The organism is uncultured Bifidobacterium sp. (assembly GCF_949292005.1).
Taxonomy (GTDB): Bacteria; Actinomycetota; Actinomycetes; order Actinomycetales; family Bifidobacteriaceae; genus Bifidobacterium.
On record NZ_CASEXV010000078.1, the window covers coordinates 1 to 15590 of the forward strand.

Annotated in this window: 12 protein-coding genes and 1 pseudogene; 8 read left to right on the forward strand and 5 right to left on the reverse strand. The window is 61.0% G+C overall.

The genetic code is table 11. The annotated features are described in order from the left end of the window. From Q1X90_RS05845 to fucO, 8 genes and pseudogenes are all read left to right on the forward strand, one after another. The coding region (locus Q1X90_RS05845; RefSeq protein WP_300767969.1) for an ATP-binding cassette domain-containing protein at positions 1 to 962 on the forward strand (962 nt) is incomplete at its 5' end. Next, on the forward strand, positions 959 to 2893 hold the full coding sequence (locus tag Q1X90_RS05850; RefSeq protein WP_300767971.1) for an amino acid ABC transporter ATP-binding/permease protein: 1935 nt from the start codon (positions 959 to 961) through the stop codon (positions 2891 to 2893). The genes Q1X90_RS05845 and Q1X90_RS05850, both read left to right, overlap by 4 nt. Next, complete coding sequence (locus Q1X90_RS05855) at positions 2890 to 3543, forward strand: MptD family putative ECF transporter S component (RefSeq protein WP_300767973.1); 654 nt, start codon at positions 2890 to 2892, stop codon at positions 3541 to 3543. The genes Q1X90_RS05850 and Q1X90_RS05855 overlap by 4 nt, the downstream gene beginning before the upstream one ends. A gap of 72 nt (positions 3544 to 3615) precedes the next feature. Beyond that, positions 3616 to 4017: pseudogene (locus tag Q1X90_RS05860) on the forward strand (energy-coupling factor transporter transmembrane component T); the annotation flags it as partial. Continuing rightward, positions 4014 to 4460 (forward strand): ATP-binding cassette domain-containing protein, encoded by a 447-nt coding sequence (locus tag Q1X90_RS05865; RefSeq protein WP_300767975.1) that lies wholly within the window; start codon positions 4014 to 4016, stop codon positions 4458 to 4460. The pseudogene Q1X90_RS05860 and the gene Q1X90_RS05865, both read left to right, overlap by 4 nt. Positions 4461 to 4473: 13 nt before the next feature. Continuing rightward, positions 4474 to 5754, forward strand: a complete 1281-nt coding sequence (locus tag Q1X90_RS05870; protein WP_300767977.1) for an ATP-binding cassette domain-containing protein — start codon at positions 4474 to 4476, stop codon at positions 5752 to 5754. A gap of 155 nt (positions 5755 to 5909) precedes the next feature. Further along, a complete protein-coding gene (locus tag Q1X90_RS05875) occupies positions 5910 to 6518 on the forward strand; it encodes a GNAT family N-acetyltransferase (protein WP_300767979.1) in 609 nt (202 codons plus the stop codon). Between the two features lie 362 nt (positions 6519 to 6880). Then, a complete protein-coding gene (gene fucO, locus Q1X90_RS05880; RefSeq protein ID WP_300767981.1) occupies positions 6881 to 8032 on the forward strand; it encodes a lactaldehyde reductase in 1152 nt (383 codons plus the stop codon). 126 nt (positions 8033 to 8158) lie between these two features. Here fucO and Q1X90_RS05885 read toward each other — a convergent pair whose 3' ends face one another. From Q1X90_RS05885 to Q1X90_RS05905, 5 genes are all read right to left on the reverse strand, one after another. Beyond that, complete coding sequence (locus Q1X90_RS05885; RefSeq protein WP_300767983.1) at positions 8159 to 8833, reverse strand: hypothetical protein; 675 nt, start codon at positions 8831 to 8833, stop codon at positions 8159 to 8161. Between the two features lie 289 nt (positions 8834 to 9122). Next, positions 9123 to 11648, reverse strand: a complete 2526-nt coding sequence (locus Q1X90_RS05890; protein ID WP_300767985.1) for a diguanylate cyclase — start codon at positions 11646 to 11648, stop codon at positions 9123 to 9125. Between the two features lie 118 nt (positions 11649 to 11766). Beyond that, entirely contained in the window at positions 11767 to 13062 is a 1296-nt protein-coding gene (locus Q1X90_RS05895; protein ID WP_300767987.1) for a chitinase, read from the reverse strand. Further along, a complete protein-coding gene (locus tag Q1X90_RS05900) occupies positions 13059 to 14756 on the reverse strand; it encodes a glycosyltransferase family 2 protein (protein ID WP_300767990.1) in 1698 nt (565 codons plus the stop codon). The genes Q1X90_RS05895 and Q1X90_RS05900 overlap by 4 nt, the downstream gene beginning before the upstream one ends. After that, positions 14707 to 15420 carry a glycosyltransferase family 2 protein gene (locus Q1X90_RS05905; RefSeq protein WP_300767992.1) on the reverse strand — a complete coding sequence of 238 codons (714 nt, stop codon included), beginning with the start codon at positions 15418 to 15420 and terminating at the stop codon, positions 14707 to 14709. The genes Q1X90_RS05900 and Q1X90_RS05905 overlap by 50 nt, the downstream gene beginning before the upstream one ends. Between the last annotated feature and the right edge of the window lie 170 nt (positions 15421 to 15590).

The window sequence follows — 15590 nt, forward strand, 5'->3', positions numbered from 1 at the left end:
CCTTCGGCTGGATCACCGCCATCATCGTGGCCGCCACCGGGGTGAGGCTTTTCGTTCCCGGACGCCAACTCGTCTATCTGATCCATTCGGGAACCGTGGCGCTGAAACAGGGACGGGCCATCATGAAGGCTCGCGAGATGCGCGACAAGACATCCGCCGCCACGACAACCACCACCGTGGATGCGGTCGCCGAAACGGATGACGCGCGCGACGCGGCCATCGTCGCCAAGGGCCTGTCATTGACCTACCCGAACGGAACCGTGGCTTTGCGTGACATCAGTCTGAGTCTGCCACGCACAGGCCACGTGGCCATTGTGGGAGCCTCAGGATCCGGGAAAAGCACGCTGGGAGACGTCATATCCGGACGAATAGCGGGATACGAAGGGGCTCTGACCATCAACGGCGTAGAGCTACGGGACGCGCCTGCGCAATGGTTCATCGACAACATCGCCGTGGTCAGGGGAACCGACCAGCTGTTCGCGGGAACGATCCGATCCAACCTCGATCCCACCGACGCTCAGATCGACGACGCCGCGCTTCTCGCCGCTCTCTCCCAGGTCGATCTGGCCGATCTGGTGATGGAGCGCGGAGGACTCGACTCACCCGTCGACTACGGGGGATCGAATCTGTCGGGCGGCCAACGACAGCGTCTTGGTCTGGCCCGGGAGCTACTGAGGCCAGCGCCTGTTCTCGTGCTCGATGAGGCGACGAGCGCCGTCGATCGCGTCCACGACGATGCGATCGCACATCTGACACACCGCATGGGCTCACGGCGCCTGACCATATCCATCTCCCACCGCCTGCGCACCGTGAAGGACGCCGACCTCATCCTCGTGCTCGACCACGGCCGCCTCGCGCAACAGGGCACCTTCGACGAGCTGGTCGGCGCCGCAGGACCATTCGCGCCACAGTGGCACGAGCAGAATCGCATGGAATCCTTCGACGGGAAGGCCTTGGCATGAGCACCTCATCCGAATCAGAATCCGAGTCAGGCAACATCGCGGCAATGGCCACGCCGACAGCCCCGCACACCTCATCCACCTCGATGCCCACTTCGACGACGACCACGAAGACCACGACATTCGGGGTGATGCGACGCATGGCCGCCCAGATGAGACCACTGCTCAGCGTGGAGATCAAAGCCATCACAGCCGGCATCATAGGCCATCTGGCATCGATATGGAGCGTCATGCTGGCGGCTGCGGGCATCGTCGGCGCCTTCCGGAACGCCCCCACCGCCCTATGGGTGACCGCCATCGTGGCAGCCATCGCACTGGCCCTCATCCGAGGCCCCATGGCCTACGCGGAGCAGCTGTTCAACCATCAGATGGCGTTCAGCGTACTGCGCGACATCCGATCCGCGGTTTTCGATAAGATGCGGTCCCTCGCCCCCGCCAAACTGCGGCGCGAAGGACGCGGCAATCTCATCACCGTCATCACGCAGGACATCGAACTGTTGGAGATCTTCTACGCGCACACCCTGTCGCCGCTGGCCATCGCCGCCCTCACAACGATTATCAGCACAATCATCTTCGCCGTCATATCGCCCTGGCTGGGATTGACCGCGGCAATCACCTATCTCCTTCTCATCATCGAAGTCCCGCTCATCACCGCGCCACCCACCTATCGCGCGGCCGCCGACGAACGCAACGCCACCGGAGACCTGCATTCGCTGATTCTGGAATCGTTGGACGGACGAGAGCAGCTCGTCGGCATGGGGGCCGCGGCCAGAACACGATCCCGGCTGAACTCCGCCACCCAGTCCATGCTCTCCGCGCGATCCCGCAACGGCCGGGCACGGGGCTGGAACGACGTCATCACCGAGACGATCCCACTTCTCGGACTCGCCGCTTTCATGGCGGCCGCCATATGGCAGGTCGGAGACTCCGGACTTGACGCGGCGCAGGCAATCGTGGCCGTGGCCGGTTTCACCGCGTCTTTCCCCGCGATGATGTCGGTGGCACGGCTTGGATCGGGGCTCCAACCCACTCTCGCCTCGGCGCGCCGCGTCTTCGCCCTTTTCGACGAAGAACCCGCCGTCATCGAGAACACCACCGGACAGGAGCCGGGATCGTTCTCGTCTCTGACCACCTCCCACCTGCGTTTCGGCTACGATGCAACGACGGGCACAGACGGGGCCGCGGACGAGGGGGATCCCATTCTGCAGGATGTGGACCTCTCCATCAACCCCGGAGAGGTGGTCGCGGTTGAGGGCGCGAACGGCGCCGGAAAATCGACCCTGATCGATCTGCTCATGCGTTTCCGCGAGCGCACGGGAGGCGACATCGCCGTCAACGGCGTTCCGATCGAAGACATCGCAACCCACTCGCTGCGCTCCATCGAAACGATGATCAGCCAGGACACGTTCATCCTCGACGATACGGTGGCCCACAACATCGCCATCGCGCGGCCCCACGCGACACGCGAGGACATAGAATCCGCCGCACACGATGCCCACCTCGACGACGTCCTCGACCAGCTTCCCGGAGGACTCGACCACCGGCTCACCCGCAATGGATCGGAACTGTCGGAGGGACAGCGGCAGAGAATCGCCGTCGCCCGCGCGTTCCTCAGCGACGCCGGACTGCTGCTTCTCGACGAGCCTACCAGCAACATGGACGCGCTTCTCGAAGGGCAGATCATGGACGCCCTTATGTCCCACCAGGAGGGACGCTCCTATCTAATCGTGACCCACCGCGACGCGGTGCTCGCCCGCGCAGACCGCATCCTCATGATGAGCGACGGCAGACTGACGCCAATGGCACCAGTCAGGCCAGCGGAACCATCCAAGTCAGAGGAACCCAACACGACCGGCACGACAGGCACAGCTACCGCAGCCGGCGATGACACCGACACCACTACCACGGCGAACGCGAACGAGGGCCGCCCATGAACGACGGACGAACACCGGACCACAATCCGCAGCAACCGCTGCGACCACCCCAGCCACAACGGCCGCAACGGCAGGCCCTTCGCACCCGCGACGTGATATTGATCGGCGTCTACACGGCCGTATACCTCGTACTGATCAGCATCCCCGCTGCCCCCGCCCACCTCATCCCCGTTCTTATGCCCTTCATGGGGCTCGGATGCGGAATCTTCGGATCGACCGCGTATCTGCTGGCCATCACCAAATCGCGCGCCTTCGGAACCGCGACCATCATCGGCATTCTGCTTGCGCTGCTCATGGGCGTCATCCACGGAAACTACTTCACCGTGGCCACCGCCATCGTCTCCTCCATCGCGGCCGATCTCCTCGCACGATCCGGAGGCTACCAGACGAAAGGCTCGCTCATCGCATCCAGTGGCGTATTCAACCTCTGGACCGTGGGCATGGTTCTCCCCTACATGATCACCAGGCAGTCGCATCTACGGTCCCTCGCAGAGCGGTACGGAGCCGACTATGCCCAGCGTATGGCGAATCTGTTCCCTCTGTGGATGCTGCCCGTCATCATCGTCATGGCATTTGCCGGCGGAATCATCGGAGGATGGCTCGGATACCGTCTCCTTGACCGCCATTTCCGCAGAGCCGGACTCGCATAGGCAGCACGGCAACATGACGGATCCCATCCATCATCATGCGTCGTCCCATCACGGCGGACCTGTGCTGCGGCGTGGATCCTCTCCACCATGCGCGTCAACGCACTGACGGCCGCCTTGAGGGCGATGCATGTTCCGGATTCCATCACAATCGCCCTTGCCGTCACGCTGCGCTTCCTCCCCAGCGCGCGACGACGCAATTTAGCCATAAGGGACGCCCTGCGGATGCGCGGAATCCGCCTGGGATCATGCGACGTGGGGCATCTGGTCGAATACCGCACCGTCCCGCTTATATCGGGCACCGTCGCCGCCGCGGACGACCTCACTCAATCCGCCCTGACCCGCGGCCTGGCTCTTGGGGCGGCAACCACAAGCATCGCGCGCATCGGCCTGCGCAGGCGTGACGCGGTAATCCTGTCCGGATGTATGGTGGTCGTCGTCCTCTGGATGATCACAGCTTCGGGGATGGCCATATGATGCGGACCTACGATGCGGAGGCGACGACGACGGCACCGGCAACAACGGCAGCCGCCGGGACGATAATCCTCGACCATGTATCCTTCCGTTATTCGCGTCCTGATGAGGACGACCCCCACGGGATAGACCTCTCGGACATCACGCTCAGCGTCCGCGCCGGCGAGACCGTGCTTCTCTGCGGCGAATCAGGATGCGGCAAAACAACCCTGACCAGGCTGGCCAACGGTCTAATCCCCCATTATCACAACGGATTCCTCACAGGCGCCGTCACCGTGGATGGAATCGACGTCGCCCATGCGCCCATTGGAGCCCTGTCCGGACACGTCGGATCGGTGTTTCACAACCCGCAGAACCAGTTCTTCGCCACCCGCGTGGACGATGAGCTCGCATTCCCCTGCGAGAACATGGGGATGCCGCCAGACGTGATCCGCCGCCAGACGTGATCCGCCGCCAGACGTGATCCGCCGGCGACTCGACTCGACCCTGCGATCCTTCGCCCTCGGGTCAATCTCCACACGCGATGTCGATGGACTCAGCGGTGGACAGCAGCAGCAGGTCGCCTGCGCCAGCGCATCCATGCCCGATCCCCCCATCCTCGTATTGGATGAACCCACCTCCAATCTGGACTCCGCGGCCATAGCCCGGCTCCGACGGATCATGACGGGATGGCGGGACCAAGGGCGCACTATTCTCATCGCCGAGCACAGACTCACCTGGCTGGAGGGAATCGTGGACAGAGCCGTCGTGATCACCCACGGACGCATCGAGCATGAGATGAGCGGGTCCGAGCTGAGCCGTCTCGGACCCGAGCGGCGACTGCACCTTGGGCTGAGGACCACTGCCGCATCACAGACCGCGTCAGAAACCACCTGTCCGACGACATCGTCAACCCCACGGCCGACCACATCATCAGACGACCACGGACTCCGGGTTGCCGCTTCCTCACGCGACGACAAAACGGTCAAAACCGCCGCCGACCGCGCGCAACAATCGCGAGAAGCCCCCACCGGCGAACGGGAACAACGATTGTGGACCATGTCCGGGATTCGGCGACGATACCGTCACAGCGACCATGACGCTCTCGACATACCGGTTCTGCGCATACCGGATTCGCGCATCACCGTGGTTCTGGGCCCCAACGGCTCAGGGAAAACCACATTCCTGCGCTGGGTCCAAGGTCTGGATCGACGGGCTCGGGGCCGCATGACCACCCCTGACGGCATCGCTGTGCCACGACGTGAGAGGTTGCGACGGTACTTTACGGTTATGCAGGATGTGACGCAGGAGCTTGTGACGCCGACCGTTATGGACGACGTGCTCCTCTCCCTGCGTCATCAGGAGCCGGACGCGAGACGGGTCACGACCCGAAACGCCGCGCCTCCGCATGCCGTGGTGGATGGGAACACCGCACAAGATGAGCGCATCGCAATGGGCATCCTCGCAGGGCTCGATCTTTCCGAGCTCGCTCGAAGACATCCGCTTTCCTTGTCGGGCGGCCAACGTCAACGCGTCGCCGTGGCCGCCGGCATCGCTTCCGGCAGGACCATCATTCCCTTCGACGAGCCCTCAAGCGGGCTGGATCTGCGGCATATGCATCAGATCGCAGACCAGATGCGGCTGCTCACCTCGCTGGGCACAACCGTGATCGTGGTCACCCATGACGAGGATCTCGCCGCCCTCGTCGCGGATCACATCGTCAAGCTCGACCGTGGGCGGGTGACGTCATCGGAATCATAGCTGGTCGCGATACCGAAAGGACGCTGCGAAACAACTGTTGCGCGAAACGACATACGAGATATGTATGCCATAAGCGTTATCGCTGGCGTGAATAACTCTCCCCTATAAGCTGGATGCGTCCAGGAGCATCATCACCCAGCACCCGAACGGATCATATGAGCGACGAGACCACACGCAGACCCGGTAACTACGGCAAGCACCACCCTACCGACACCGACCGTGCTGACGGCATCGAGCCCATCAGCCACAATGGTGGCGTCGATAACCACAAGTTGCGCATACGATCGATATGCGGCCGCGACGACCCCGCTCTGGCTCAGATAATTCGCAACGACCTGTCATCATTCGGTCTTGATGTCCCCGGGACCGCATATTTCGATCCCGAACTCGACCATCTCAACCTTTTCTACACACAGCGCGAGAATCGCCACTATTACGTCATCGAGGATGAGTCCGGTCAGGCTCTGGGTGGCGCGGGCATCGCCGAGATCGCGCAGACCCCCGGAACGGCGGAGTTCCAGAAACTGTATCTCAGCGACGCGGCCAGAGGACATCACATGGGATACGCCCTTATCGCCCGCGTTGAGGAGTTCGCGGCGACGCACGGATACAAGTGGCTGTATGTTGAGACTCACCATCGTATGGCCGCGGCCAATCACATCTATGTCCGCAGCGGATTCCACAGAATCGACGGACCACTCGCCGGCAGCGTGCATGGAGCCGCAATGGACCGTTTCTATATCAAAGAGGTGCCGCACAGCTGAAACCCGGCGAAAGGCTTGCATTTTGACCGCAAAACCGCCCAGCAGCCATTCGTTGGGCGGTTTTGCGGTCAAAATGCGTATGTCATAGTCCAGGAATTCGATAGAAATGGCTTCATTCCAACGATTCTCAATCAAGTCCTTCCGCAGGACCCGCCCAACGAGACACGCGAGCACGCCCAGCAAACGTTCGCAGAGACACGCGCAAGGCACAGACCTATACTGGGCGATAGATCGCAGGCAAAGATGCCCCGATCCGTTCCATAACAACCATCACCGCGGTGCCACAAGATAACAAAAGCCGCCGGGCGACACATAACCCGCGGGAACGTCAGTCCTCATGCACCGAGGTCAAAGGAGTCGACATGGTATACCGCATGGTCTTCAACCAGACAGCCTATTTCGGACGAGGCGCGATAAAGGAGATTCCCTCAGCGGCGAAGGCTCACGGATTCCATAAGGCCTTTATCGTCACAGATCCCATTCTCCTGAAGACCGGAACCGTCGACAAGGTCACCGCCGTTCTGGACGAAGCCGGAATCCCCTACGACATCTTCGACAACGTCAAGCCGAACCCGCCGGTTGAGTGCATCAAGGACGGCGTGGAGAAGTTCACACGTGCGAAGGCGGATTTCCTCATCGGGCTTGGCGGCGGATCGCCGCAGGACACCTGCAAGGGCATCGGCATCGTCGTCGCCAACCCCGACTTCTCCGACGTTCTCTCCCTCGAAGGCGTGGCCGACACAAAGAATCCTTCCATCCCGATTTTCGGAGTGCCGACAACCGCCGGAACCGCGTCGGAGACCACCATCAACTATGTCATCACGGACACCGAACGCAAGCGGAAGTTCGTCGCCGTGGACCCGCACGACATTCCGTTGGTCGCATTCGTGGACCCGGATTTGACGGACACCATGCCACGCGGGTTGAAGGTGGCCACAGGCCTCGACGCACTCACCCACGCCATCGAGGGATATGTGACCCCGGGCGCCTGGAGCCTGTCCGACTGCCTGAGCATGCAGGCCATCCGCATGATCGCCAACAATCTGGCGAAAAGCGCGGACGGCGATGTTCCCGCCGGGGAACAGATGGCCTACGCCTCCTACATCACCGGCATGGCGTATTCGAACGTCGGGCTCGGTCTTGTGCATGGCATGGCGCACCCGCTGGGAGGGCGGCTTGATGTTGCGCACGGCGTGGCCAACGGCATCCTGCTCGCGCCGGTGATGGAGTACAACAAGGACTACACCGGTGAGAAGTACCGCGACATCGCCGACGCCTTCGGCATCTCCGACGCGTATACGGGCGATCTGGAGAGGGTTCGCGACGAGGCCGTGCAGGCCGTCCGCGACCTGACCGTGTCGTTGGGCAATCCCACCACCATCAGCGAGGTCGGGGCCACACGGGATGACCTCGAGCCCTTGGCGCACGACGCGTTCCGGGACGTCTGCACGCCAGGCAACCCACGTCAGGCGACGGAGGAGGACATCCTGGGTATCTACACGTCGCTGATGTAGTCGGACGACTCCCGTCCGCATACGGCATCCAGTCCCACCGCGGATAAAGGGAACCGCGGATAAAGGTACGGGGGCGGCATCGAATGCGGATGCCCCCCGCATTCATGTCCGCTGCACATCGCCAGGCTACGATGCCGAAGCCTCCCAGGGTTCAGGCCACTGCTCAAACCAGCGCAACACATCATCGACGGCCCGGTCATCCCACGACATGATTCGCGGACCAGGGACATCCCTGTTGTATGGCTGATCAAAAACCACCACATGCTGTCCGACCGCTCGAAGCGCGTCTATGTTCGAGGGCGAGTCGTCGATATGGACGGTCGCCTGCATGCTGTCCTTCAGTCCCGTGAAACATAGGGACATATACGGTATCGCATTGTCGTCAAGCCATTGGGCGGTATCCGACACGACCATCCGGTGCTGCCCCGACACGAACAGCCGATGCGTCACCACCCTGATGTACACATCGGCGCGGGAAATTCTGCGCAAAGCCTCGGAAACCCCCGGAATCACGGGCATGCTCGCATACAGGTGTTCCTTCTCCGCCGCCTTGTGCACAGCAAGGTATCCGTCCAACGTGGTGAAAGGCCATCCGGGATTTCTAAACAGGGCATACTCGTCAAGTCGGGGCCGCACCTGCGGATCCACGAGTCCATGACGTCGCAGATAATCCCACAGCGCACCCGAGTAGTCGGCGCACACTCCATCCAGATCCAGATTCAGAACCCGATATCCCTTGAGCCCCACACGCTGGTCGGCGTACTCGGCCGGAATGCCTTCGATCGTATTGTTATGGACCATCTGCTAGCTCTTCTCTCCATCTGCGGTTTGAGACAAATCTTCAAGGCGGAATCGGGAAATTTGGGCGGAAGATTCCGGGAATACCGCGGAAATTGCTCTGCAGCCGTGTCAAAAATCAGCCTTGCCGCCAATCACGAACACCGAGGCCACCATATAGGTATCAACCGGACAAGGCATCACGGCATCACGATATGGCCCCATCATCACGTAACGGTTCACTCGTTGGGCGGTTGCCCAACGAAGCGCAAACCCGCCCAACGAACGCCTCTCCGCGCCCAAAGAACTGGCATCACGGCCGATGATTGGGATGCGGGGTGAAGCACCCCCGGCCCATGCTTTCCATACGGATCACCAGCTCCCCTATGGTGAGAGGATTGCACAACACCGGTCCCTCAATCTGCACGGGGCCCTCATCCGGTAGCGAATCCAGCTGCTCAGCCACCGTCAGGCCAGAGACGATGACCATCATGCCGGACCTCAAGGCCCAATCCACCACCGACTTGACCGCGTCGCGCCCACGCTCCTCCCAGTCATCGGGCATAAGCCGTCTGTCCATGCGAATCCCCTGCACGGGGTGCCTGAGAAGAACAAGCAAATCCTTGAACGTGACATCCGCCACGTTGATCACCAGACCCACATTGGGAACGTCAAGAAGAGGCCTGAGATAGTCCACTCCCCCATCCGACACCGCAGCGAGCGCGTTGCCGTCGAGAAGACAGTCGACACGCAGATCAGGACGTCGCGAATGCAGGTCCTCCAGACGGGACATGAACGCCGGATCGCTCGCCGCGCGCCGCGAGACCATAAGCTCGATGCGGTCGACGAAACCAAGTATCGACGACCTAGCCTCAATATCCCGGGTCGCCTGGTCGAGCACATTCACCGCCAGCTCCCCCGCCTTGCCCAGACGCTCGGCCTGCAGCCGCGCGAAGTTCTCCGACACATAGCCACCCTGGCCATCGGGAATCCGTCCGATAACCCTCAACGCCGACATCATTCCCGACCGCATATCGAATTGAGGAATGTACAAATTCGCCGTCACCGCCTGGTCGATGGCCTCATCCACCGCGCGGACTGCAGCCAATGCGTCCGCCGCAGATTTACCCGACTCCCCGGGAGCCGTCCCCGGAACATCCGTCGACACGCTCAGACGCTGCGCCGCCTCGGTCATCAGATCGGCGAGGCTCTTCCCCTGACCGGACACCGACGTCCCCACCGAGAGACTGACCTCTACAAGCTGGCCGCCTGCGCGCACGGGAGCGGATACGACATCAAGGACATCACTGACAAGGTTCTTCATACCCGAGACCGAAGGCGCGCCCTCAAGAATCACCCCGAACTCGTCGTCCCCGATACGGCCCACGACCGAGCCATCTGGCACCACGCTCGTAAGACGGGATGCCACGGTTTTGAGCACCTCATTGCCCACCGCGTATCCATATCTGCTGTTGATTCGACGCAGATGGTCCACGTCTACGTACAGAATCGCCGCATCGGCTGCGCTCTCCCGCTCTGCTAGAGACCTCAGCATTCCGATGAAGGACCGGTAGTTTCGCACCCCAGTAAGCGCGTCCGCCTCGGATTCGCCCTGCACCGCCGAGATCTCCCTCCCGACTCTCGCTATCTCCTCCAAAACGGATGCCAAGGAGTCCAAAAGGTAGCGGTCCGACGCCAGAAACGCCCGATTCCAGATATTGCGCTCCATCACCAGATGGAAGTTGCGCCCATTAAAGTCGATGGCCTTGCTGGCCACAAACGAATACGACTCATGGCGGCCGGGAACAAGGGTCTCAGCCGAGCATGTGAACATTCCGAATCGTCGTTGCATGGCCTCCACCACGCTGTTCTCGGGATTGCGCTGCGGAAGCGGCATCATCCTGACAACATCCATGAAGCAGTACAGACTGCGCCGGACCCATATATTCCGCCGGATACGAAAATACTGATCCATCGTGATGGCGTACACGAAACACACCACATACGGTCTGCCCAGAGCCGTCCACCGCTGTCCGATCCGCAAATCGTAGAGCATGACGATTCCGACGACCGTCGCCGCCAACACGTCCATGGCAAGAAAAAGAGTCATCCGCTGCACCGAGTACTGACTGACATAGGAGCATGTCGAATATCCCAACAGAACAGCTATGGCCATATCGATCACAAACCGTGCGGCCACAACCGCCACGAGCGCCACAACCGCTGGAAGAAGCCAATGCTGGGACAATGCCATGCTTTCGCCGAAGATATCAGCGGGATAGCAATTCGCGATTGTCCCCTCACCCACGCAGCCTCCACGACTGAAGAGCGCGAAAACGATCGGCACCGGAGCCGACGAAAGAATGACGCCCAAAACCTCGATGGACGCGGCGAACAGACTACGCCGCCACACGAGCATCGACGCCATAAGACCAAGAAGCAGCACCGGAGCGACCAGCTCCAGATCCCCGACAAAGAAAGCGACGGCGACGACCACCGGCACGATCGTGTGCGGAACGGACACAATGCCGGTCGCGGAGGTCTCATGGTAGAACATCGTAAGAAGAACGCACAGAGCGATTATCCCGACTTCACGCGGATCGGATATCCATGCGGTCGACACGCCCCACACCGATCGGGCGACAATGGCCATAACCACCATGAAGCTGACCGACCCCGTCGCGACGAACCGCCGACGCGACGGATACCACACTCTCCGCCGTACGGAGTCGTAGCTTCCGCCCGCCAATCCATCCAGTGCCCAGGATTCGCCGGACGACACACCATCCCAGGGCGCTCCACACCTCAGATCGTCACCCCTTCGCCCATTCGCTGCCATCGTTTCATCTCCGTTCCCTATATGCATCCGAGAGTCCGTCCACCTGCGACCCGACATCGGCCCACCCCGTCACACCATCGACGACCCACACAGCCGACCATCCACACAGCCAAGCCACTCATACGGCAGGCCCGATCAATCTCCACGGCGATTCCTCATCGTCGGTTTGGTCCGAGGATGGAGACACACCGACGTTGGGCGATGTCGCCTCGTAGATGTTCCCGTCGCTCACGACCTTGTCCCCTTTCACATACCGCCGGGAGGTGTCCCATTTCGAGTAGGAGACAGTGGAATCCGTATCCTTCCAAGCCGCGGAGTAGTCGACCAAAGTCCCCGGTATCCCCGTAAGCCCCTGGGCCAGAACCTGCGCGTACTCCCCGTCGGTCTGCTTGACACCACTGCAGAAGGAGACCACGTCAGCATCCGTGTCGACGTTGCTTCCGCACTGGTAGTCCCTGTTAAGCGACCACATGGATAGGCGTCCCAACGATGTCGACAGCGCGAAGGTGTTGACCTTCTGCGCGTCATCGAGTGTGAGGAACTCGTTGGAGGTGTCGTTCTGCCCATTAAGGACGGTCGCCCCCATAAGCTTCCACACCTGATCCGAGTCATAGAAAAGCCCATGAGAGTACAGGATGCGTCGATACTGCGCGTGCACAGCCTTCAGCGAATCGATGATGATGTCGGACTGGGCGGTCTGAGAGGACGCGACACCGTAATCCATCGTCATGAGATTAAGATTGTCTATCCGCACACCCGCGTCGAGGAACAGGTCGATGACGGATAGCGTGTCGGACGTTATCCCATCACGTCCCACGGGCACCGTCAGGGACACGGTCAGAGACCCGCCATCCGCCTTCCGCTCGGAGACAAGACGGGCAACCGCCTCGGCCCTGCGTTTGTTGGCCGATGAATTCCCCAACGCCGACCCCTCGATGTCGAAGTCGACGGAATTGACATGGTATCGATTGATCACGCTCGCGTACTGCCGGTACAAGGACCCGGAACTGGAACATTCCTGCGCAAGCTCGGACCCCTTCTGCCCTCCGAAGCTGATCGTCACCGTCCGATCGGAGCTTTCGACCTGCGCCACCCGACTATCAAGGTCAAGCTGGGACGCGGCCTGCGACGGTGTGTAGTATCCACCCCAGCTGGGCGAACACCCATCCTTCCCCGCGACCACGAAGCCCAGCACGACATTCATGTACTGACTTCCCACATCGGACTCGAAGGTGTACGACGGCGTCGCCGTCACATCGACGTATCCGGCGAACCACGGCGCCGGAAGGGACTTCGACGCATATCGGCTGCGCTGGATCCAGTACGTTCCGGCCACACACAGCGACAGCGCGACAAGCACCGCGACGACGACCCTGGGAATCGACAGATGACGGCCCGGATACCTCTTGCTCATGAGCGTCCTCCCGTCAGCCTTGACCGGAAGATCAGGTCGCGATCACCGTAATACAAGCGCTCCCTCCACCCATAGCTGTCGGTCCCCCTCCGGCCATCGCCAGGCCTCGAGCCACCGCGCACATCTGCGACGGCACGAGGACGATCCGGAACATAGAGCCACCCGATAAGCCCGACGATCGCGTCACGCAGGGAATTGCGCACACCCACCAGCGAGACGATCGCCCATGTGGTGACGATTCCATTGAAACCGGCGAAAGCGGCATTCCACCAGTTGTGCGAGAGAATGTCGGAATACAGCACAAGACCCGAGAACACGACGATCAACCAGGGCATGATGACATACAACGCCGGCGATGCCGTGCGGTCCTCGACCTTCGGAGTCCTCGCGAAAGGAATCTTCGCATTGGTGATCCCCTGTTGGACGGATTTGACAGTGCCGGCCAGATTCACAGTCAACAGCACGATGTTGAACCCGTAGATGCGCAGGATATCGCTGCGGTGATAGCCGTTGCGTTTGAGATCGTCCGCCATCAACGCGAAATACGGGACGGCCGCGGCTATCACCCACAAGCTCAGAAGCCGACTGTCGAACGGGTAGAAAAGCAGGAATATCAGGCCGACGCTCGACCACGCGATCGACATCATGTAATTGACCCGCAACAGAAACTCGGCAAGGCGCACGGGATGCGACGAATTGCGACGCAGTCGCACCTGTCGAAGGAACTTGCCCACTATCAGAAGCCCACCGTTCGCCCAGCACCGCCGCTGCACGACCAACGATCCGAAATCCGGCGGCGTGGCGCTGTAGCTCAGGCGCTCGGGATAGTTGACCAGATGCCACCCCTGCATGCCCAAGTCGACGCTCGACTCGGTGTCCTCGATCACCGTTCGGTCCTGAATATAGGTTTTGACGATTTTGTCGTCCTGGGCACTGACCTGGACGATGTCCTCGAGCGCCTTCTTGCGGATCACCGCGTTGGCGCCCACCCAGAACGTCGCGTCATAGTACGTCAGCCCCTGATGGAGGACATGCTGGATGTCGGTCGTCGCGGCCGCCAGCCTTTCAATCCTTGACGGCGCCCCACGATACGACGAGTACGGCGTCTGCGTGACGGCAACCCTCTCGTTACCCGGCTGCTCAAGAAGATAGACCAGTCGCAAGCAATAGTCGCGAAGAAGCATCGAATCCGCATCCAATGTGAGCAGATATGGGGTGTCGCGGATCACCAGATCAGGAGCCTCGTCCTCGCTCGCATCGCGAAGCGCAACCCCCTCCGCCGTCGGAACCTTCTTGAGACGATGTCCCATCAGCGCTATGAACGAATTGAGATTCATCGCCTTGTTGCTGTCCGACGGGGTGGAAATGTACTGCTTGCGTTCGAACGTCAGCCCTTTCGCCGAGAATATCCACACGAGGCGGTTGCTCAGCTGGATGATTCTCGACGATTCGATTCGTTGCTGCGAGACGATGGAATCGTTCAACGCGTCCTCGGTCTGCCGCAGATCACGCGCCAGATCACGAAGCACCTGATCGCAGAAGAAAACATCGGTATGGTCGTCGATCCTCCAGGATCCAGCCTTGTTCTCCAACCATCGGGCGGCGGCGCGATAATCGTCGGCTAGATGCGAGACGGCCGCGGCCCTAGCGAACGAGCTTCCGCGCAGCTCCTCCCGCGCGCGCGAGCGCGACAACACCTGACATCAGCGGCCGCCATTCCTGTAACAGCTCCTCCCGCGCGCGCGAGCGCGACTGCGAGAATCTCTCGGCCATCGGATTGAGCTCCTCCACCACATGAGCCACCACCTCCCTGCCGCATCGCAATATCTCACGGTTTTCGGAGGACGAGGGGAACGGAGGGTCATCAATCAGCAACGCGATGGTGATATCCGGGAACTCCTGCAATGCGGCCGACCATATCGTCTTCTCGACCACCTTCGGCTCCTCGACATAGGAGGGGATGAGCACGGTGATGGATTCGTCGTCCTGCCTGTCATCGAAATGCTCGTCAAGAAGCGCGCGGGGAACCCTGCGATGGGTGCGGAACCTCATCAGCGCGCCCTTACGGGTGAGAAGGTAGATCAACGCGCTCAGACTCAGCAGAGTGACGATGGTGATGTATAGAACGGTTTCGACCGTCGTGCGGAAGGTGGGATGCGCATTATCGACCAGCTGGGACAAAACGGTGGAGACCATATAGATGGCCCAAGAAACGACCGTGACCACGATCGCCGCATAGTTCACCGCTATGTTCGATGCCGAGGGACGCTCGTGCATGATGGATAGCGGAGTCGCGCTGCGTTCGGCACCCCATTGGCGACGGGGTGAATCCGGCACATCCTCACGATTCTCGCTCAACTGTTCTCCTTCCCCCGCGCCTCCACGTCCTGGGTGTCGCATTGTCGTCGTCGCGGGAGCCTTGAATATCGGACATCATTGACCTCCACAGCGGATTGCCGCAAATACCGACCATGCAACAGACAGACCCCAGAACCAGACTCAACATCAGGATATATGCCAACATGGAA

Bases quoted from the DNA above. Each gene is read 5' to 3' on its own strand.
- Q1X90_RS05850 (WP_300767971.1), top strand. From the start codon at position 959: ATGAGCACCTCATCCGAATCAGAATCCGAGTCAGGCAACATCGCGGCA.
- fucO (WP_300767981.1), top strand. From the start codon at position 6,881: ATGGTATACCGCATGGTCTTCAACCAGACAGCCTATTTCGGACGAGGC.
- Q1X90_RS05885 (WP_300767983.1), bottom strand. From the start codon at position 8,833: ATGGTCCATAACAATACGATCGAAGGCATTCCGGCCGAGTACGCCGAC.
- Q1X90_RS05890 (WP_300767985.1), bottom strand. From the start codon at position 11,648: ATGGCAGCGAATGGGCGAAGGGGTGACGATCTGAGGTGTGGAGCGCCC.
- Q1X90_RS05855 (WP_300767973.1), top strand. From the start codon at position 2,890: ATGAACGACGGACGAACACCGGACCACAATCCGCAGCAACCGCTGCGA.
- Q1X90_RS05875 (WP_300767979.1), top strand. From the start codon at position 5,910: ATGAGCGACGAGACCACACGCAGACCCGGTAACTACGGCAAGCACCAC.
- Q1X90_RS05895 (WP_300767987.1), bottom strand. From the start codon at position 13,062: ATGAGCAAGAGGTATCCGGGCCGTCATCTGTCGATTCCCAGGGTCGTC.
- Q1X90_RS05865 (WP_300767975.1), top strand. From the start codon at position 4,014: ATGATGCGGACCTACGATGCGGAGGCGACGACGACGGCACCGGCAACA.